Source organism: Stenotrophomonas sp., assembly GCF_059505245.1.
This window is the reverse complement of sequence record NZ_JCACKF010000010.1, coordinates 67,950-86,309: the sequence shown is the minus strand read 5'-3', so window position 1 is coordinate 86,309 and position 18,360 is coordinate 67,950. Positions and strand designations below refer to the sequence as shown.

Below are 18,360 nucleotides of genomic sequence, written 5' to 3'. Positions count from 1 at the left end.
CAATAAAACTTGAAGGTTAGCGTAGCGCCATTCCCCTGTCCTGGAGCTGTCCGATGTCGCTGTTCTCGCCCCTGGCACTACCCTCCGGTGCCATCATCCGCAACCGCATTGCCAAGGCCGCGATGGAGGAAAACATGGCCGACGCCGACCACGCGCCGTCCGCTGCGCTGCTGCAGCTCTACCAGCGTTGGGCCGATGGCGGCGCAGGACTGATCATCACCGGCAACGTGATGGTCGATGGCCGCGCCATGACCGGCCCCGGCGGCGTGGTGCTGGAAGACGACCGCCACCTTGACCGCTTCATCGCCTGGGCCGAAACGGCACGCTCACGGGGCGCGCAGATGTGGATGCAGATCAACCATCCCGGGAGGCAGATGCCGGCCGCACTCGGCCAACCGGCACTCGCGCCGTCAGCCGTCGCCCTGGAGATGGGCGCGCTGTCCAGGCAGTTCGCACCGCCGCGGGCGATGACCGAGGCGGACATCGAAGAGGTGATCGCCCGCTTCATCCGCAGCGCCGAGCTGGCCGAGCGCGCCGGGTTCAGTGGCGTGCAGATCCATGCCGCGCACGGTTACCTGCTCAGCCAGTTCCTGTCGCCGCTGTCCAACCGCCGCGACGACCGCTGGGGCGGCAGCCTGCACAACCGTGCGCGCCTACTGCTGGAGATCGTGCAGGGGGTGCGCGCCACCGTGTCGCCCACGTTCGCGGTGGCCGTGAAGCTCAATTCCGCCGATTTCCAGCGCGGTGGCTTCTCGCCCGAGGATGCGCGCGCAGTGGTGGAAATGCTGGCGCCGCTCGGCGTGGACCTGGTCGAACTGTCCGGTGGCAGCTACGAAGCACCGGCCATGACCGGTGCCGCACGCGACCAGCGCAGCCTGGCCCGCGAGGCCTACTTCCTTGAGTTCGCGCGTGAGATCGCCACGGTGGCAACCATGCCGCTGATGGTCACCGGTGGCATCCGCCGTCGCGCCGTGGCCGATCAGGTACTTGACAGCGGTGTGGCCATGGTCGGCGTCGCAACCGCGCTGGCGATCGAGCCGGATCTGCCACACCGCTGGCAGCAGGGCCGCGACCCGGTGCCGACACTGCGCACCATCGACTGGCGCAACAAACCGTTGGCCGCCAGCGCACACATGGCCGCAGTGAAGTACCAGTTGGCGCGGCTGAGCAGGCTCCGGCCCACGGCGCCGGGTGTTTCGCCCGTCTGGGCACTGCTGCTGGCACAGGCGGCCGCAAAGTGCCGGACCCGCCGCTACCGGCGCTGGATCGGTGCACGCGCAGGAGGATACTGAGCGGGCAGGCTTCTCATCACCGAATCGATGCTTCACCATCTGCACGATCGGCGGCAGCCCGTCGCCGGTCGCAACACGCAGAAGGAACCCTCGTGGCAGCAGGACCAACCAGGAACCACGAAAAGCTGCTCGATGACCTGCTCTCACTGGGCCGCAACTGGGCGCTGGCCATTGCCATCGCGGGTGCCGGAGCTGCGGTCCATTACAGCGAGTCGGTCTACGAAGCAGGCATCTGGCGCGACCTGCTGCCCACGCTCTGCTTCCTGGTCGCCATCGTCTGGATCGTGCTCAGCATCATCCGCTTCGACCTGACCATCCAGCAGCACTTCGAGCGGAAATTGTCACGCTGGCTCAGCCGTCTGCTGTATGTCGTGCTGCTTGGCACCGGCATCACTGCCGTGTTCTTCGTCACCGAACTGGCGGAGAACAATCACATCGCGCGGATGTGCGACTCGGTGGCCAATGAACCCGGCAGCCGCATCCACAGGTCGGCCGAGTGCCAGCGCCTGTACCAGCACCGCGCGGCGTACCGGCAGCGCCTGGAATCGGCCGAGGGTGAGTTCGACTGAACGGGCTTCATCGCGGTCTTCGCGCGCGATGAACACATTTCGTGGATGTGCATTTGGGCACAGTGCAGCCGACGCCGCGCTCTCGGCCCGTACCGGACCCGCAATGCACCCCCATCGCGCACCTGCCCGCCATGATGCCATCGCCTTGCAGGCCGGCATGCTGGGCAGCGTGTTGGGCGTGGCGCTGTTCAAGGCCATCGCACTGTCTGCGTTGGCGACGGGTTCGATGATGGGTATCGGGCTATGGGTGATGGCCTGCGCGCTGCTGGCAGCGTGGGCGCTCGCAGCCTATCTGGCCTGCCTGGCACTGAGCCGACGCGTGTTCGTGCTGATGCTGGTGCTGTGCACGGTACTGGTGATCTGCATCGCCTGACGCCGGCAGGGGCCGGACTATCGCGCATCTGTTATAGGATAACAAGTGCGGTTGGTCCGATTGTGCATGCCCGGTGTCACGGATTTGAATTCCATGGCCATCCCGGCATCACCCGAGGCCCCCCCATGAACCTGCAGCCCCCGCTCCGCGTGACCCTCATTGCCATCGCCCTCGCATCGCTCAGCGCCTGCGCCACCTATGACGACAGCAACATGCATCAAGCCTGCCAGGAGTCGCCGCACCTGAAGGACCTGCCGCCCGAGGTCGCTGCCCGCGAGAGCCGCTGCAACAAGGGCATGGAAGTGTGGTCGAGCGAGCGCAAGGGCAGTGACAAGCCGCTGGACCTGAGCGGAAAGAAGAACAATCCCTGACGAAGGTGCGCGCCCGGTTGCCGCGCCTGTCTTGATCGCGCCCATGCATCCGGCTGACTGCTCCATCACAGCCGGCGCGCGACGATGAGGTCTCCCCACCCTGTCGAGACTCAGATGCCGGACACTGCCCACCCTGTCATTCGCGCGTTCGAGGCCGTGTTCGATCTATCAGGCAGCGTGCAGCGCATCACTGCGCTCACGGTCACCTGCCGGCATTGCTCGTCGACCAGCTCTGCCAGCGAAGACAACCTGGTGCAACTTCCGGGCGGGGCGTTGTTTCGTTGTGACGGGTGCGGCTGCCATCAACCGGTCAGCCACGCCCGCCTGTCGGACTGGCAACCGGCGTCGTTGCTGGGTATCTGAGGGCCGCCACGTGGAAATGACTGCGGAACAGCGGAAAATACTCCAGGCAATCGCCGCTGCAGAGCCGGTGCGCGGCGATGCCGCAACGTGGGCGGTGACCGCCGGATGGGCGGTACAGGCGGAAGACGGGGATATCGATCTGACCGAGGCTGGCCGGGATGTGCTCACCGCGCAGGCAGGTCGTAAGGGCTAGACCCGCCGATCAGGCCAGCTTCGCCTCCCTTCGCGCTGCGCCGCGATAGCGGCAACCTGCTGAACAAAGGGTGCATCCCTGCCACGTCAACGGCGAAGTGGCGAGGCCCTTCATGCCGAGGGTGTGCAGGGCATCATGACATGCGCTCGGCTATGCTGCGCCACCTCCCTGCGCCAATGGCGGCCATGCATCCTTTTCCCCTGCCAGTCTCTGCACCTGATCAGCTCGCCTACCGACTGCTGCAGGACAGTGACTGGGCCCGCTCGGCCACTGCCGCAAGCGCACCCGCCGAACTTCGCACCTTGCTGGCGATGATCCTGGATTCGCCGGAACCCCTGTGGCTTGCCTGGGGCAAGGAAGACAAGGCGTTCTTCTTCAATGATGCCTATCTGCCGATGCTGGGGGAAAAGCTGCACGGCGCGATGGGCAACCGTCTGGAGGATGTCTGGGCGGACGTATGGCCGGACGTGGTGCAGGCCGTCGACGACGCCTTTGCCGGCACCAGCCGCAGCTTCAAGAACCTGCCATTGATGATGGATCGCGACGGCACGCTGCGCGAAACTTTCTGGACGTTTTCCTATTCACCGCTGCGCGTCGGCTGCGGCAGTGTCGCCGGTATCCTGTGCGTGGTCAGCGAGCAGACCGAACGGGTGATCGAGCGCGACCTGCACAGCCGCCAGGTCGCGGCGATCACCGAGCAGGCGCGGGAGGCCCATCTGGAACTGGTGCGCGCCCGCGAGCAGCTGCGCCAGTCGCAGAAGCTGGAGGCGATCGGCCAGCTCACCGGCGGTGTGGCCCACGACTTCAACAACCTGCTGCAGGTCATCACCGGTTCGGTGGACATGCTCCTGCACACGTGGCCGTCAGACGACACCCGGCGCCGCTACATCCAGGCCATTGCCACAGCCTCGGACCGCGCCACCAAGCTGACCGCGCAACTGCTTGCGTTCTCGCGTCGCCAGAGCCTGTCGCCGGAGGTCTTCGATCTCTGCGAGAGCGTGCACGCGCTTTCGGACATCATCACCACGGTACTGGGTGCACGCATCCAGGTGTCGTTGACCTTGCCCGGCACGCCGTTGCCGGTGCTGCTGGACCGGACCCAGCTGGACACTGCATTGATCAACATCGCGGTCAACGCGCGCGATGCGATCGAGGGACACGGCAGGGTGACCATCGAGGTGGAGCAGGTAACCGCGGTGCCTTCGGTGCGCTTCGCCGCGCCGATGAAGGGCGACTTCGCCGCGATCAGCGTGACCGACACCGGAGCAGGCATCGACCCCGCCGTCGTCGACCGCATCTTCGAGCCCTTCTTCACCACCAAGAGCGTCGGCGCCGGAACCGGCCTCGGCCTCAGCCAGGTGTTCGGCTTCGTCAAGCAGTCGGAAGGCGAGGTGGACGTGCAGAGCCAGGCGGGCGCCGGTACCCGCTTCACCCTGTACCTGCCGCTGGCGCAGGCGAGAGAAATGACGGAACGGCCGGCGACGCTACCGGGGCTGCAGCATGGTCACGGTGTCTGCGTGCTGGTTGTGGAAGACAACGTCGATGTGGCCGAATTTGCCGTCGGCGCCCTGCGCGAGCTCGATTACAACGTGGTACTTGCGCACAATGCGGACGAGGCCCTGGCGGAGCTCGAACGGGATGCCTCCCGCTTCGATGTAGTGTTCAGCGACGTAGTGATGCCTGGCATGAACGGCCTGGATCTGGCCCGTACCATCCGCAGCCGCCTGCCTGGGCTTCCAGTGATCCTTACCAGCGGCTACAGCGAACTGCTGGCCCGGGACCCTGGCCATGGCTTCACCCTGCTGCGCAAGCCTTACTCATTGAAGCAGCTGGCCTCGGTGATGACCGAAGCCGGGCGCTGCGCGCAGGCCGTGGTGGCGTCGCCCTAGCGGGCGGTCACCGCAGCGAACCGAACCAGCGTTCCAGCGAAGGCTCCAGCCCCGACGTGTCACCGCCAGCATCGCAGGCCCAGGCGACGATACCGTCGGGGCGGACCAGCACGGCGCCCAGTCCCAGCGTGTCGCGCGCCGTGGACATCACGCAGGTGACCGACCGCTGCCAGCGCTCAATGATCGGACCGAGCGAATCGCCGGTATCGAGCCCCAGCAGCACGCCCTGCCCTGCACGCAGCAGCTCTCCCATCCGACGGTCATCAGCCAGTTGGACGTCCGGTGCGCTTCGGCCAACCCGCGGATGGCTGCCGTCGAGCACCGGTGGCGGTGCTATACCCCACAGCCGCTCGGCGAGATAGGTGGCACCGTCGCGGGTCGCGGCCAGGTCGGCGATGACCGCCGCCAGCGCGCGCGACCCGGGGCCTGGCCGCATCAACGCCACCTGCGCACGTGACCAGTCGAGCACCTGGGCGCCGATCGGATGGCGCTCAGCCTGATAGCTGTCCAACAGCGACTCTGCCACATCACCTCGCACCACCGCGGCCAGCTTCCACCCCAGGTTCATCGCATCGCCGATGCCGAGGTTCAGCCCCTGCCCGCCCAACGGCGAATGCATGTGCGCGGCATCACCGGCCAACAGCACGCGGCCGCTGCGATAGGCCGTGGCTTGGCGCGCGGCATCGGTCCATGTGGTGGCCAGATGCAACGCCGTGATCGTTGCCTCTCGCCCGGAGACACGCCGCAGCAGCGCCTGGGCGGTGTGCCGGTCCAGCGGCGTGCGATGGCCGGCGCCACCGTCGAAATCGGCCAGCGCCAGCATGCCCGGCGGATTGAAATTGCACATGCCGTGTTCGGTGAACTGACGCCCCGGGACGAGCACCGACGGGTCTGCCAGTTCGACCTGCAGCGTGTGCCCGGTGAACTCCGGCGCCGTCCCTGCGAACACGAACCCCGATTGCTTGCGTACCGTGCTGCGGGCGCCATCGCAACCGACCAGCCAGCGGCCCCGCATCAGCCCGCGACCGGTCTGGACCACCATCTGTGCTTCGCGTGCGTGCACCGCCTGCACCGTGCAGCCACGCTCGATCTGTACACCCAGTGACACCGCACGCTCGGCCAGCACCGCCTCCAGCGACTGCAGCTCGACCGCCATCTGGGTGGGCACCGGCGTCGGCAGGCGATGGCGCCAGCGCGCACTGTCCACGTTGTCCAGCGCAAAAGGAATGCCGGCGAAGTGGCCGCCCAGCGGCCGCGGTTGCGCCAGCCAATGGGCGGTGCCGGGCGGCGGTGCGCCGTTGTCCGGCTTCAGCACCTGACTGGCGGCAACCGCATCCAGCAGGCCACGTCGATCCAGGGCCTCCAGGGTGGGCGCGTTCAAGCCGCGCAAGCCAAAGGGCAGGCGTTTCAAGGGTGTCTCGGGCGACGCTGCCTGCTCCAGCAACAGGACCGAACAGCCGGCCTGGGCCAGCTCGCAGGACAGGAACAGGCCGACCGGGCCGGCCCCGGCGATGACGACGTCGTACAACATGGGATTTCCCTGTGAGCGCCGGGCCGGCGCTCTGGCGACACCAATGTTACACTCGGTGTACGTTTCCACGAGTGAACCGCCCATGATCCCGCCCCGGGGCCGCCGCGAGCAGCGCAAGACCGAGACCCGACAGACCATTTCGGACGTCGCCACCGAACTGATCATCCGCCGCGGCTTCGAAGCCGTGTCCATGTCCGAGATTGCCAATGCGGCGGGGGTCTCGCGCAAGACGGTCTTCAATTATTTCGCCAGCAAGGAAGACCTGGTGTTCGACCGCGATGAGGAGGCCCGGACCCTGCTTCGCGAAGGCATGGCGGCGCGCCGTGGCATGGCCCCGCTGGCCGCCTTCCAATCGCTGGTGCGGGAGCTGCTGGACAGCGGCCATCCGCTGTTACGGATCAACTCCGGTGCAGCGGCCTTCTGGGCAACCGTGGCCGACAGTCCGGTGCTGGTGGCGCACGCGCGACGGCTGCAGGCACAGCTGGCCGACGACCTGGCCCAGCTGATGGCCGACGCGGCCGGTCGGCCCGCGCAGGACGCGGAGGCACGCCTGGGCGCAGCCATGCTGCTGGCGTCGATGGTGGCCGCCTATGAGAGTGGACTGGCCAGCCAGCAGAGGGGCGAGGATCCGCGCCAAGCGATGCTGCAGCTGATCGTGCGCGGTGGCACCGGCGTGCTGGTGGCCTTGGCCGGCACCCCATATACCGACCCGGGCCTGCGTCCATAGCGCACTCGGGGGATAGGTCACGAAGCATTGCAAATGCTAATCTTTCTCATTTGCAGCCCGCCCCGACCCCCTCATGCCGCTTCCAACCCCGCTCAAGCACGCCCTCTGCCTGGCGCTGCCCCTTTCCCTGGCTACGCCTGCACTGGCCTCCGAGGCCTCCGCTGACACCCCGAAGGACCTGGACAAGGTCGAAGTCCGCGGCCGCGCGCAGACCCTGTACCGTGCCAACGATGCGGCCGTCGGCACCCGCACCGATACCCCGTTGGAACTGGTGCCGCAGTCGATCCAGGTCGTGCCGCGCGAGCTGATCGACGACCAGGCCGCGCGCCAGGTCACCGATCTGTACCGCAGCATCAGCGGCATCAGCTTCTTCAGCTATGCCGGCGTCACCCTGCGCGGGTTCCGCCAGGAGAACGTTCTCTACGACGGCCTGCGTGGTGATCCCTATGCGGGCTTCTCGGTGCCGCAACTGTTCAATATCGAACGCGTGGAAGTACTGAAAGGTCCGGCCGGTGCGCTGTACGGCGGTGGTGATGCGGGCGGTGTCATCAACTATGTAACGCGCAAGCCCAAGGCGCGCGCCGAACGCCGCATCGAGCTGCAGGCAGGCGACAAGGACTTCCGCGCCGGATCGATCGAAGGCACCGGCCCCTTGAATGCCAGCGGCAGCATTCGCTATCGCGCCGGCCTGTATGCCGACAGCGAGCAGGGCGTGCGCTGGAATGCCGACAGCGAAAGCGTGATCGGCGATGCCTCGCTGGCCTTCGATGTCGGCCAGACCGGCGAACTGGTGCTGCAGTTCACCGACATCACCCAGAACCTGGGCGGCAACCGCCTGCGCGGCGTGCCGGTGAACGATGCCGGCAGCTTCCTGACCGACCGCCGCTGGAACCACAACGAGGCCAGTGACTTCCTCGACATGCGCGCCAAGGTCGCACTGGCGCAGTATCGCTTCGCACCGCGCGACAACCTGGACGTGGACCTTGCTGCGCGCTGGTTCAGCAACAACGAGCACCAGATGTACCACGAGCCGATGGGGCTGATTGATCGTGACCGCGACGGCGTGGCCGAGTGGATGACGCGCCAGCTGCGCAACCAGATCCGTGACAACACTGCCTTCACCGCCAGCGGCAATGCCGTATGGCGGATCAACACCGGCCGTATCGAACACAAGGTGCTGTTCGGCGCCGACGTGTACCAGCTCGACGCCGACTTCACCGCGCAGACCGCCAACAGCGCCGACCTGGCACGCGGCGCCGGCCCGGTGCGCGGCATCGACCTGTTCAACCCGGTCTATGGCGCGAGCACCTGGCATGACTACAACCTGGCTGCCCTGCCGTGGCGCAGCACCGCCACCCGCAGCAAGCGCTACGGCGGCTACCTGCAGGATGAGCTGGCACTGGGCACGCGCTGGCATGTGCTGGCCGGGCTGCGCTGGGATGGGTTCAAGGATCAGGACCGCATGGGTGGCGGCAGCGTGGATGGCAACGATCTCAGCTGGCGCCTGGGCAGTACCTTTACCGTCCGGGACGGCGTGAACCTGTACGCCAACATCGCCAGCGGCTTCGTGCCGCAGAGTGCCACCAACCAGAACCCGGCGGCCGGCGGACCGTTCGACGCGGAGCGCAGCAGGCAATGGGAAGTCGGTCTGAAGTCCCTGCTGGCCGACCGTGTGACCCTGAACATGGCGGCCTACCGCATCGACCGCAGCAACATCGTGCAGGCCACCGGCGAGGTGATCGGCGGGGTAAACCAACTCGCTGCACTGGGCCTGGTACGCAGCACGGGCATGGAACTGGACCTGCTGGCCGACGTGACCGAGCGCTGGGTGGTGAACCTGACCTACGCCTACAACGACGCACGGGTGAAGGATGCCGGACCGAACGGCATCACCAATGCCTCCGGCGACCGCTTCGCCAATGCGCCACGCAACAAGCTCGGCGTGTGGACGCGCTACGACCTGCCGTCGATCAACTCGGCCATCGGCTTCGGCGCCGACCATGTGGGCGAGCGTGTCAGCCTGGATGGGCAGGCGGTCAAGGCATACACGGTATTCGACATGAGCTGGAAGACCACGTGGAAGCAGTGGCAGTTCCAGGCCAACGTCAAGAACCTGTTCGACAAGGTGTACGCGGCCAGCGGCTTCATCGAGCGCAACGGGCATTTCCCGGGCGAGCCGCGGCGGGTGTATGTGCAGGCGGCTTACAGCTTCTGAGCGGAGCCACCTGCGTCGCCGGCATCTCGTGCCAGCGTGCCGCCTGCCCGGACGGTAGACCGCCCCAATTCAGGTATCCTTGCGCGCAGTCAGCCACGTCTTCATGCGACCGCTGCGGTGCAGCATCGACGTTGCCGACGAACATACGATTCACCATGGATGTTTCAACGTAGTCACAGGGGAAAATGGATGAAGAAGTTCCTGTTCGCGGCGATCATCGCCGTGTCGCTGGCGGGTTGTACCACCAATCCGCCGCTCAATTTCTCGGTCCCGAACGTCGGGGTCAGCAGCAAGAAGATTGATGGCGAACTGAAGTCGCTGACGGTCACGCTGGCACGTCCGGATGAAGCCAAGGGCAAGATTCCCGCGCAGGCCCAGCACGAAGTGCCGCAGATGTGGCAGAACGCGCTGACCGAAGCGCTCAATAAGATGGCGGTGTTCCGCGACGATGCACCGGTGAAGTTGAGCCTGTCGGTGAAGATTCTGGCGATCGACATTCCCAGCTTCGGTGCATCAATGACCACCAAGACGATCGCCCGCTACGAGCTGATCGATCGTGCAACCGGCAGCATCGTCTACACCCAGGATGTCAGCGCATCCGGCGAAGTTCCGTTCAACTATGCCTTCGCAGGGGTAATCCGTGCCCGCGAGTCGATCAGCCGCTCAGCACAGAACAACATCGCCCAGTTCCTGCAGGCGCTGGAAACCGTGGACATTACCAAGCCGATGTTCCCGAACAAGCAGGAAGCGCCATGAAGCGCCTGCTGGTGGCTGCATCCGTTGCTGCGATGCTGACGGCCTGCGCGCCAAATGTGCGTACGGACAGTTATTCCATCGGTTCAGTGGGACAGGTCAATCGAACTGTCGGCGGTACGGTCATCAGCGTCCGCGCGGTCAGTATTGACGGTTCACAGGGCGGTGGTGCCGTTGCCGGCGCTGCGGCTGGCGGTGTGGCCGGCTCCACCATCGGTGGCAGCGACCAGGGGGCGGCCATCGGTGCCATTGGCGGCCTCGTGGTCGGAGCTATTGCCGGTGCAGCCTCCGAACGCGCACTCTCGCAGGCCAAGGGCCTGGAATATGTTGTGCAGACGGAGAACGGCAACCTGATGACGGTTGTGCAGGGCCCCGATCCGGTGTTCACCACCGGCATGCGGGTCCTGGTGCTGTATGGATCGCCCTCGCGCATCATTGCCGATCCGCGACAAGCGAAGACAGCGCCGTAACCCCCAACAATGCCCCTTTCGAGGGGCATCGTTGTATTGGATATCGAGGGGGAGGTGGCAACCCACCTCCCCTGCCCAGGTCAGTGCGAGCAGGACACCAGCATCGAGCGGGTGGCCATCTGGGTAGAGGTGAAGCCGTTCCTGTTGCCCACCGCGATGGCATTTCCTTCATCGCCATCCTTGCTGAAGACCACATAGCCGCCTGGGCACATCTGCCCGGCCTTTTCGTAGCAGCCACTCCAGGAACTGGAACCGCTGCAGTCGATGGAAACACCACGGCGGCCATCGGGGGTGACGGTCATTTTGGCAGTGGTGCAGGCACTCAAGGCGGCAACCAGCAACAGCGGGACGAACAACTTCATGGGCACTCCAGGGGTTGGGGATCAGCGAACGGGCGCCAAGGCTGGAGTGCGCGGATTGCGCGAACCTTGCGCCGGGCGGCCCGCGCCGCAGCGGGTGTTGCGGCGTCACCGGCAGGCCCCGAAGGAACGCCATGTTCACGCAATGTTCCTGTAATACGGTGCCGGCGCTTGCCGCCCGCCTTATGCCTCCTTCCCGCCTGACGCCTGCCGATGCACATCCTGCTGATCGAAGACGAAGCCGAACTGGCTGCCACCCTGAAGTCTGCCCTGCAGCGGGAGCGCTACGTCGTGGACCTGGCCAGCACCCTGGCACTGGCCCGCCAAGCAGCACTTTCCGGATCACACGACCTGGTGCTGCTGGACCGCACCCTGCCCGATGGTGACGGGCTGGGGCTCATTCCCGTGCTGCGCGGGCGCAATCCGGGGGTGCCGATCATCGTGCTCAGCGCACTGGGACAGTTGCCGGACCGCATCGCCGGCCTGGATGAGGGCGCCGACGACTACCTGGCCAAGCCCTTCGCGCTGGAAGAACTGTTCGCGCGGATCCGCGCGGCCGGGCGCCGGCCGAGCGGCATGCAGGTGGAGCCGGTGAGCATCGGCCGGCTGCTGTTCGACCCCACCTCGGGCGAAGCCAGCGTGGGCGGACAGCGACTGGAGCTTCCGCGCCGCGAGATCCGCGTGCTGGCGGCCCTCGCCCGCCGGCTGGGCCGCACCGTGCTTCGCGAATCCATCGAGATGGCGGTGTACGGCTTCGACGACGGCATCCATTCCAACACGCTGGACTCGCATGTCTCACGCCTGCGGCGCAAGCTGGCCGACGCGGATGCGGGGGTGGAAATCCATGCCATCCGCGGTGTCGGCTATCTGATGCGGGAAACGAAGTAATGGCGCTTCGTCCCTCACTGAAGCGCCCGCTGATCGTCAAAACCCTGATCTACCAGCTGCTCGCACTGCTGGTGGCCTTCTTCGCATTGCTGATGGTGCTGGTGCGTGTCGACAGCGGCGGCTACTACACCATCCAGACCTTCGCCCCGGTGGCGGCAGAGGCCGTTCGTCGGGACAGCAAGGGCGAGCTGTATGTGCAACGCACGCCGGCGCTGGACGAGCTGCTGAAGATCGTCCCCGGCGCGTGGTTCATCGCCGAGGATGAGCAGGGCCAACATGTGACATTCGGCCACGTTCCGCCCGCCTACGCCTCGCTGGTCGGCGCCCTCGACGGCATTCCCTATGGCGACCTGCGCGGACGCGGCCGCAACGACGGCCTGGCCGTGGTGATACGCCAGCACAGCGGTCCGGCCGGCAAGCTGACCATCATGGCCCATGGCGAAACCGATTCGCTGACCTGGCAGATGGCGCTGGCCGCACACATCATCACCCTGCCGATCTTCCTGCTGCTGGGCCTGGCCACCATCATCCTGACCCCGATCATCGTGCGCCGCGCCCTGGCTGGCGTGGAGCGCATCGCGCAGGAAGCCCGCAACATCTCTGCCAGCCGTCGCGGCATCCGTCTGACAGAGACCGCCGTACCGGTGGAGATCGCACCGCTGGTGACCGCGGTGAACGAAGCGCTGGACCGACTGGACGAAGGGCACGAACGGCAGCGCCGCTTCATCGCCGCCGCCGCCCATGAGCTGCGTACACCGATCGCCATCCTGCGGGTGAAGATCGATGCCACCGACGATTCCACCTCACGCAGCCTGGCGGTGGAAGTCGCTCGGCTGGCAACGCTTGCCGAGCAGCTCCTGGACCTGCACCGCATGGAAGCCGATGGACCGAAGGACTCCCTCAACCTGGCCCGCGTGGCCAAGCGGGTCGTCGCCGATCTGGCCCCCCTGCTGATCCAGTCCGACAAGACGGTCGCCGTGGCAGTGGAACCGAACTTCCCGGTGCTGGGCGAGTCCGGTGCCATCGAACGGGTGCTCTCCAACCTGGTATTGAATGCCGCCGAGCACGGTGGACGCCATATCATCGTGCGCGTACAGGGCAGCTGCCTTGAGGTGGAAGACGATGGACCTGGCATTCCGGTCGACCAGCGCGAACGCGTATTCGAACCCTTCCAACGCCTGCGCCCCCGGCAGACAGGCGCCGGATTGGGCTTGAACCTGGTGCGGCAGGTGATCGACCGCCACGGTGGCCACGTCACGATTCTGGATGCGCCCGGTGGCGGCGCCCTGATCCGCATCGAGTTCCCCGTGCATCCAGGCGTCACCAGCGCATTGGCGCCGGAGTACTGAGCGCATCGCTTCCACGTGGATGACTATGCGCGGATGACTACTGGCTGTCCGCGCGCCAGGACTGCGGTTGATGCGCAAGGTTGCGGCAATGTTCGCTGCCCAGCATCCAGGTGAGCGGCACAGCAGGTGCTGCGTCCGGAACTGACAGGAAGCCTGCATGTGACACAGGGAGCTCCTCCACCGCCCTCTTCCACCCCTGCCCCGCCGCCTCGGAATACGCCCAGCCTGACCGCCGCAGCATGGAACTGCCGCGCGCATGCAGGCCGCGCGCGTGGGTTGGAACACTGGCCGCACTGGCTGCGGATGATTCCCGAACGCGAGCGGGCCGGCGTACTGATCCGCCTGTTCGCCGCACTGTTCCTGCTGCTCCCAGGCCTTGCGCTGGTGGCTTCCGCGTATCGGCACGCGCATGCAACGGCCACTGCCGTGCTGGTGTTCGTCGCCGTGCATGCCGCACTGCACATGCTGGTCGTGTGGCGAGGGGCTGCACTGCGCCCGGCTCCCCCGCTGCTGCGGGCCCTGGATACGCATGCAGCCACCGTGATGCTTGCTGCCACGTTGATGATCATCGCGATCATCGCCGCCACCGCAACGCTGCCGATTGCGGTCTGCGCCGTGCTGCTGGTCGGCGCATTGTGCCACCTTTCGACCTTGCCCACGCCGGCGCAACGCCTCCGCCACGTGCTGTTGGCGCTCGGTAGCATGATCCAGTTCATCGCGATGGCACTGCTCACGCAGGGCATTGCCCACTGACACGCCTGCACCATCGCAAGGTTCGCGCAATCCAGCGCATCGAGACTCGACCACCATCCACACCTGTCGCCCCAGGCGTGCATTCCAACAGTCTCGAGGATCCACGATGCCCTGTCTCTTCCGGATGCCGCGCCGATGAGCGCCACACCGCGCAGCCGCCGCCGTGTGCTGATCATTGCTGCCGCACTCCTCTGCACAACGTTGGCACTCTTCGCTTGGCTCCGGCCCGTACCACCACCGAAGCTGCAGGTGGCACCGGTAACCCGGGGCAACATTGAACAGGTCGTTGAAGCCACCGGAACACTGAAGCCCTCGCGGCTGGTGAGCGTGGGCGCGCAGGTATCCGGCCGCATCGAGGCCCTGCATGTGAAGCTGGGCGACAAGGTGAAGGCCGGCGATCCGATTGCCGATATCGATTCGCGCACCCAGCGCAACGCATTGCTGAGTGCGCAGGCAGCACAGCGCACCGCGCGCGCCAACCGCGATGCGCTGGCCACCGACCTGCGCCAGTTCGAGCTGACATTGCATCGACAGCAGCAGCTGGTGACCTCGCAGTTGGTGGCACGCGCCGACGTCGATGCGGCCAAGGCCAAGGTCGATGCCACCCGGGAACAGATCGCCGCGCTGGAGGGTGAGATCGTGCAGCGGCAGACCGACGTGGATATCGCACAGACCAACCTCGAGTACACCCGTATCACCGCCCCCACCGACGGCACCGTGCTGGCCGTGGTGGCGCGCCAGGGGCAGACCGTGAACGCGGTACAGAGCGCACCGACCATCGTGATGCTGGGCAACCAGGACGTGATGACGGTCTACGCGGAAATCTCCGAGGCGGATGTTGTGCACACGTCCGTTGGTCAGGAAGCGTACTTCACCATTCTTGGCGACGCGGGACGTCGCTACAGGAGCACGCTGCGCGACATCGCCCCGGCTCCGGAATCGATCACCCAGGAAGACGCCTCCGCCCTTGCTTCACCCGCGACCGGCGGTGGCAGCCGCACCGCCATGTACTACAACGGGCAGTTCGACGTCGCCAACGCCGATGGCCGCCTGCGCAGCTACATGACCGCGCAGGTGCGCATCGTGCTGGGTCGCGCCGACAACGTACTGACGCTGCCCTCCGCTGCGCTCGGTGCACGCGCGGCCGATGGCAGCTACAGCGTACAGGTGCGTGGCGCGGACGGGCACGCCCATGCGCGCCGCATCACCATCGGGCTGGACGACCAGATCCAGGTGGAGGTACGCAGCGGCCTGAAAGAGGGCGAACAGGTGGTGCTGGCGCAGGCCCGGGACGAAGCCGCTACCGCACACGCGCCGTCGAAATGAGCACATCCACCACCGCCCCTTTGCTGCGCGTACGCGGCATCCGCCGCGAGTTCGCGGCCGGCGAACAGACCCTGGTCGTGCTCGATGGCGTGGACCTGGACATCCACGCAGGCGAACTGGTGGCCATCGTGGGCCAGTCCGGCTCGGGCAAGTCCACGTTGATGAACATCCTCGGCTGCCTCGATCGCCCTTCCGCCGGTGCATACCAGATCGCCGGACGCGAAACCGCTCAGATGTCGCCCGATGAACTGGCCGAACTACGCCGCGAGCACTTCGGCTTCATCTTCCAGCGCTATCACCTGCTGACCGACCTGACCGCATTGGGCAATGTAGAAGTGCCAGCGATCTATGCCGGCATGGCGGGGGCCACCCGCCGCGCCCGCGCGGCCGAGCTGTTGGCGCGGCTGGGCCTGAGCGAACGTATGCAGCATCTGCCTGGCGAGCTGTCAGGTGGCCAGCAGCAGCGTGTTTCGATTGCGCGCGCACTGATGAACGGCGGCGCGGTGATCTTCGCCGATGAGCCGACGGGTGCACTGGACACCCACTCCGGCAGGGAGGTGATGAAGATCCTGGGCGAGCTGCATGCCGAGGGCCACACCGTGGTGCTGGTGACGCACGACATGGCCATGGCCGAACATGCTCATCGCATCATCGAGATCCGCGATGGCCGGATTGTCGATGATCGCGCCACGGGCAAGGTCTCTGCCGCGGATGGGTCAGCGGCGGCCCCGCCGCAGCGCGGCGGTGGCAGCGGCTGGCAGGCGGTGCGTGACCGCTTTACGGAGGCGTTACGCATGGCCCTGCGCGCAATGAACGCGCACCGCATGCGCACCTTCCTGACCATGCTCGGCATCATCATCGGCATTGCGTCGGTCGTCTCCGTGGTCGCGCTGGGTACCGGCGCGCGCCAGGCCATCCTGTCCAACATTTCCTCGCTGGGCACCAACACCATCGAGATCTATCCCGGGTCCGGCTTCGGCGACCTGCACTCGGCGCGGGTGGAAACGCTCACCCCCGGCGACAGCGTGGCCCTGGCCGGGCAGCCGTTCGTGGACAGCGCTACACCCGGCGTGGCCACCACCGGCACCGCGCTGCGCGGCAACCGCTCGGCCAGCGTGCAGGTGCAGGGCGTCAGCGAGCAGTACTTCCGCGTGCATGGCCTGAAGCTGGGCGAAGGTGCCTTCTTCGGCCCGGCCGCCGTGGCCGGCTACCAGCAGGTAGTGGTGATCGATGCCAATACCCGCGCCCGCTTCTTCGCTGCGGTGGACAATCCCATCGGCCAGACCCTGCTGCTGGGCAACGTGCCGGTGCGCGTGGTGGGCGTGGTGAAGAAGGACGCCGGCGCGGTCGGCGATGCCTCGCTGCTGCGGGTGTGGCTGCCCTACACCACCACCATGGCGCGCATGCTCGGGCAGAGCCACGTTTCCAGCATCACCGTGCGTGTCTCCGATGCCATCAGCATGGAGGCGGCCGAGCGCGCCATCGGACGATTGCTGGCACGCCGCCATGGCAGCACCGATTTCTACATGAGCAACAACGCGCAGATCCGCCAGTCCATCGAACAGACCACCGGCATCCTGACCATGATGATCAGCTCCATCGCCGCCATCGCGCTGGTAGTGGGCGGAATCGGAGTGATGAACATCATGCTGGTGTCGGTGACCGAGCGAACACGCGAGATCGGCGTGCGCATGGCGGTGGGCGCGCGGCGCAGCGACATCCTGCAACAGTTCCTGATCGAATCGGTCCTGGTCTGCCTGCTCGGTGGCGTGCTCGGCATCGGCGTGGCCCTGGCATTGGGGGCAGGGTTGGCGCTGGCCAACGTGGGTTTCAGCCTGGTGTTCTCCGCCAATTCGATCCTGGCCGCCTTCGCCTGTTCCAGCCTGATCGGTATTGGCTTCGGCTTCCTGCCAGCACGCCGCGCCGCGCAGCTGGACCCGGTCGAAGCACTGGTTCGATAGCCAGTGACCTTACCTGCAGTGACGGCAGGTTCGCGCAATGTCTGCGGGCTCTACTGGAGCTACCAACAATGTCCGCACAGGAGCTGGACGATGTCTCTGAAACCAGGAGGAACCGCACTGCTGCTGGCAGCGGCTGCACAACTGATGCTGCTGTTGCCCTACTCCGGCGACGCCCATGCGCAACGCGGTAACCGCTACAACCCGCAGTGGGACCAGGACTACCGTGACCGCGATCGTGATGCATGGGAGCGTCGTGAACGCGAGCGTGAGCGTGACCGGGAACGTGAGCGCCGCCACGATGCCAAGACCACCGGTGTGGTGGTGGGCGTGGTGGGCGCAGCCGTCGTGGCCGGTGTGATTGCCGCAGCCGCCAAGCGCGAACGCGAGACCCGCGAACGCGCCGACTACTGCATTCGCCGCTACGGCAATTATGACCGCCGCAACGATACCTATCGCGGCGCCGACGGCTACACCTATCCCTGCCGCTGACCTGCACATCTCAAGGACATACGACCCATGAAGAAGACCGCTCTGTTGATCGCATTGTGCGCCGCTCCGCTGGCCTCCCAGGCCGCGCCGGCTGACCCGAAGCAGGCCTACATCGATTCCACGTTCACAGCGATGGACACCAACAAGGATGGGCGCGTCGACAAGGCCGAATACACCAGATTCCAGCAGGGGCGCTTCAGCAAGCAGGCCGATTCGATCGACGCCGCGTTCAGTGCCATGGACACGAACAAGGATGGCAGGATCAGCAAGGATGAAGCCACGTTGGTGCCGGAGATTGCGAAGTACTTTGCGGGCCTGGACACCGATGGTGATGGCTATCTGTCGCTGAAGGAGATGCAGCAGGCCATGGTGGCCGCGCAGACGGCAGACGCCCCGGCGAGGTAGCGCCCTGGTACTGGATGCCAATCCACATCGCCTTGGTGGGTGCCCACCTTGGTGGGCACGGCTGCGTCACCGCGCGCCAGGGCC

Annotated in this window: 19 protein-coding genes; 17 read left to right on the top strand and 2 right to left on the bottom strand. The window is 66.3% G+C overall.

Annotated elements, in window-relative coordinates:
- The first annotated feature begins 53 nt into the window (after positions 1-53).
- From AC5JLE_RS03535 to AC5JLE_RS03510, 6 genes are all read left to right on the top strand, one after another.
- The gene (locus AC5JLE_RS03535) at positions 54-1,292 is read left to right on the top strand and encodes an NADH:flavin oxidoreductase/NADH oxidase family protein (RefSeq protein ID WP_100450279.1); all 1,239 of its coding nucleotides are present in this window, start codon (positions 54-56) and stop codon (positions 1,290-1,292) included.
- 92 nt (positions 1,293-1,384) lie between these two features.
- Complete coding sequence (locus AC5JLE_RS03530; protein WP_046431353.1) at positions 1,385-1,861, top strand: hypothetical protein; 477 nt, start codon at positions 1,385-1,387, stop codon at positions 1,859-1,861.
- 103 nt (positions 1,862-1,964) lie between these two features.
- A complete protein-coding gene (locus AC5JLE_RS03525) occupies positions 1,965-2,234 on the top strand; it encodes a hypothetical protein (protein ID WP_032957425.1) in 270 nt (89 codons plus the stop codon).
- 125 nt (positions 2,235-2,359) lie between these two features.
- Entirely contained in the window at positions 2,360-2,605 is a 246-nt protein-coding gene (locus AC5JLE_RS03520; protein ID WP_032957423.1) for a hypothetical protein, read from the top strand.
- A gap of 114 nt (positions 2,606-2,719) precedes the next feature.
- Positions 2,720-2,968 (top strand): hypothetical protein, encoded by a 249-nt coding sequence (locus tag AC5JLE_RS03515; RefSeq protein ID WP_014647589.1) that lies wholly within the window; start codon positions 2,720-2,722, stop codon positions 2,966-2,968.
- A 378-nt stretch (positions 2,969-3,346) separates the two neighbouring features.
- Positions 3,347-5,050 carry an ATP-binding protein gene (locus AC5JLE_RS03510; protein ID WP_478439566.1) on the top strand — a complete coding sequence of 568 codons (1,704 nt, stop codon included), beginning with the start codon at positions 3,347-3,349 and terminating at the stop codon, positions 5,048-5,050.
- A 7-nt stretch (positions 5,051-5,057) separates the two neighbouring features.
- Here the strand turns inward: AC5JLE_RS03510 and AC5JLE_RS03505 are convergent, their stop codons facing one another.
- Positions 5,058-6,581 carry an FAD-dependent monooxygenase gene (locus AC5JLE_RS03505; RefSeq protein ID WP_134966688.1) on the bottom strand — a complete coding sequence of 508 codons (1,524 nt, stop codon included), beginning with the start codon at positions 6,579-6,581 and terminating at the stop codon, positions 5,058-5,060.
- Between the two features lie 82 nt (positions 6,582-6,663).
- On the opposite strand from AC5JLE_RS03505, the gene AC5JLE_RS03500 reads away from it, so the two are divergent.
- The 4 genes from AC5JLE_RS03500 (at position 6,664) to AC5JLE_RS03485 (ending at position 10,746) form a co-directional block, all read left to right on the top strand.
- Positions 6,664-7,308, top strand: coding sequence for a TetR/AcrR family transcriptional regulator (locus AC5JLE_RS03500; RefSeq protein ID WP_046431363.1), 645 nt, complete (start codon positions 6,664-6,666; stop codon positions 7,306-7,308).
- 73 nt (positions 7,309-7,381) lie between these two features.
- Positions 7,382-9,523: a TonB-dependent siderophore receptor gene (locus tag AC5JLE_RS03495; RefSeq protein WP_496065046.1), complete on the top strand. Its 2,142-nt coding sequence runs from the start codon at positions 7,382-7,384 to the stop codon at positions 9,521-9,523.
- A 189-nt stretch (positions 9,524-9,712) separates the two neighbouring features.
- Positions 9,713-10,279 (top strand): putative periplasmic lipoprotein, encoded by a 567-nt coding sequence (locus AC5JLE_RS03490; RefSeq protein ID WP_032957416.1) that lies wholly within the window; start codon positions 9,713-9,715, stop codon positions 10,277-10,279.
- A complete protein-coding gene (locus AC5JLE_RS03485) occupies positions 10,276-10,746 on the top strand; it encodes an outer membrane lipoprotein (protein ID WP_032957414.1) in 471 nt (156 codons plus the stop codon). Before AC5JLE_RS03490 ends, AC5JLE_RS03485 begins: the two co-directional genes overlap by 4 nt.
- 80 nt (positions 10,747-10,826) lie before the next feature.
- Here the strand turns inward: AC5JLE_RS03485 and AC5JLE_RS03480 are convergent, their stop codons facing one another.
- On the bottom strand, positions 10,827-11,108 hold the full coding sequence (locus tag AC5JLE_RS03480) for a hypothetical protein (protein ID WP_496065045.1): 282 nt from the start codon (positions 11,106-11,108) through the stop codon (positions 10,827-10,829).
- Positions 11,109-11,318: 210 nt separating this feature from the next.
- Here AC5JLE_RS03480 and AC5JLE_RS03475 point away from each other — a divergent pair, with 210 nt between their 5' ends.
- The 7 genes from AC5JLE_RS03475 to AC5JLE_RS03445 all read left to right on the top strand — a co-directional run bounded on the left by AC5JLE_RS03475 (position 11,319) and on the right by AC5JLE_RS03445 (position 18,276).
- Positions 11,319-11,993 (top strand): response regulator transcription factor, encoded by a 675-nt coding sequence (locus AC5JLE_RS03475; protein WP_014647595.1) that lies wholly within the window; start codon positions 11,319-11,321, stop codon positions 11,991-11,993.
- Positions 11,993-13,342 (top strand): sensor histidine kinase, encoded by a 1,350-nt coding sequence (locus AC5JLE_RS03470; protein ID WP_197556815.1) that lies wholly within the window; start codon positions 11,993-11,995, stop codon positions 13,340-13,342. The genes AC5JLE_RS03475 and AC5JLE_RS03470 overlap by 1 nt, the downstream gene beginning before the upstream one ends.
- Positions 13,343-13,645: 303 nt before the next feature.
- The gene (locus AC5JLE_RS03465; protein WP_080354615.1) at positions 13,646-14,095 is read left to right on the top strand and encodes a hypothetical protein; all 450 of its coding nucleotides are present in this window, start codon (positions 13,646-13,648) and stop codon (positions 14,093-14,095) included.
- Positions 14,096-14,230: 135 nt separating this feature from the next.
- The gene (locus AC5JLE_RS03460) at positions 14,231-15,421 is read left to right on the top strand and encodes an efflux RND transporter periplasmic adaptor subunit (protein WP_046431376.1); all 1,191 of its coding nucleotides are present in this window, start codon (positions 14,231-14,233) and stop codon (positions 15,419-15,421) included.
- Complete coding sequence (locus tag AC5JLE_RS03455) at positions 15,418-17,382, top strand: MacB family efflux pump subunit (RefSeq protein ID WP_100450283.1); 1,965 nt, start codon at positions 15,418-15,420, stop codon at positions 17,380-17,382. The genes AC5JLE_RS03460 and AC5JLE_RS03455 overlap by 4 nt, the downstream gene beginning before the upstream one ends.
- A 90-nt stretch (positions 17,383-17,472) precedes the next feature.
- Complete coding sequence (locus AC5JLE_RS03450; protein WP_032957406.1) at positions 17,473-17,871, top strand: hypothetical protein; 399 nt, start codon at positions 17,473-17,475, stop codon at positions 17,869-17,871.
- A 27-nt stretch (positions 17,872-17,898) separates the two neighbouring features.
- The gene (locus AC5JLE_RS03445) at positions 17,899-18,276 is read left to right on the top strand and encodes an EF-hand domain-containing protein (protein ID WP_014647601.1); all 378 of its coding nucleotides are present in this window, start codon (positions 17,899-17,901) and stop codon (positions 18,274-18,276) included.
- Positions 18,277-18,360: the final 84 nt, after the last annotated feature.

Excerpts from the sequence above, each read along its gene's own strand:
- AC5JLE_RS03535 (WP_100450279.1), top strand. The coding sequence starts at position 54 with ATGTCGCTGTTCTCGCCCCTGGCACTACCCTCCGGTGCCATCATCCGC.
- AC5JLE_RS03525 (WP_032957425.1), top strand. The coding sequence starts at position 1,965 with ATGCACCCCCATCGCGCACCTGCCCGCCATGATGCCATCGCCTTGCAG.
- AC5JLE_RS03520 (WP_032957423.1), top strand. The coding sequence starts at position 2,360 with ATGAACCTGCAGCCCCCGCTCCGCGTGACCCTCATTGCCATCGCCCTC.
- AC5JLE_RS03515 (WP_014647589.1), top strand. The coding sequence starts at position 2,720 with ATGCCGGACACTGCCCACCCTGTCATTCGCGCGTTCGAGGCCGTGTTC.
- AC5JLE_RS03510 (WP_478439566.1), top strand. The coding sequence starts at position 3,347 with ATGCATCCTTTTCCCCTGCCAGTCTCTGCACCTGATCAGCTCGCCTAC.
- AC5JLE_RS03505 (WP_134966688.1), bottom strand. The coding sequence starts at position 6,581 with ATGTTGTACGACGTCGTCATCGCCGGGGCCGGCCCGGTCGGCCTGTTC.
- AC5JLE_RS03500 (WP_046431363.1), top strand. The coding sequence starts at position 6,664 with ATGATCCCGCCCCGGGGCCGCCGCGAGCAGCGCAAGACCGAGACCCGA.
- AC5JLE_RS03495 (WP_496065046.1), top strand. The coding sequence starts at position 7,382 with ATGCCGCTTCCAACCCCGCTCAAGCACGCCCTCTGCCTGGCGCTGCCC.
- AC5JLE_RS03490 (WP_032957416.1), top strand. The coding sequence starts at position 9,713 with ATGAAGAAGTTCCTGTTCGCGGCGATCATCGCCGTGTCGCTGGCGGGT.
- AC5JLE_RS03485 (WP_032957414.1), top strand. The coding sequence starts at position 10,276 with ATGAAGCGCCTGCTGGTGGCTGCATCCGTTGCTGCGATGCTGACGGCC.
- AC5JLE_RS03480 (WP_496065045.1), bottom strand. The coding sequence starts at position 11,108 with ATGAAGTTGTTCGTCCCGCTGTTGCTGGTTGCCGCCTTGAGTGCCTGC.
- AC5JLE_RS03475 (WP_014647595.1), top strand. The coding sequence starts at position 11,319 with ATGCACATCCTGCTGATCGAAGACGAAGCCGAACTGGCTGCCACCCTG.
- AC5JLE_RS03470 (WP_197556815.1), top strand. The coding sequence starts at position 11,993 with ATGGCGCTTCGTCCCTCACTGAAGCGCCCGCTGATCGTCAAAACCCTG.
- AC5JLE_RS03465 (WP_080354615.1), top strand. The coding sequence starts at position 13,646 with ATGATTCCCGAACGCGAGCGGGCCGGCGTACTGATCCGCCTGTTCGCC.
- AC5JLE_RS03460 (WP_046431376.1), top strand. The coding sequence starts at position 14,231 with ATGAGCGCCACACCGCGCAGCCGCCGCCGTGTGCTGATCATTGCTGCC.
- AC5JLE_RS03455 (WP_100450283.1), top strand. The coding sequence starts at position 15,418 with ATGAGCACATCCACCACCGCCCCTTTGCTGCGCGTACGCGGCATCCGC.
- AC5JLE_RS03450 (WP_032957406.1), top strand. The coding sequence starts at position 17,473 with ATGTCTCTGAAACCAGGAGGAACCGCACTGCTGCTGGCAGCGGCTGCA.
- AC5JLE_RS03445 (WP_014647601.1), top strand. The coding sequence starts at position 17,899 with ATGAAGAAGACCGCTCTGTTGATCGCATTGTGCGCCGCTCCGCTGGCC.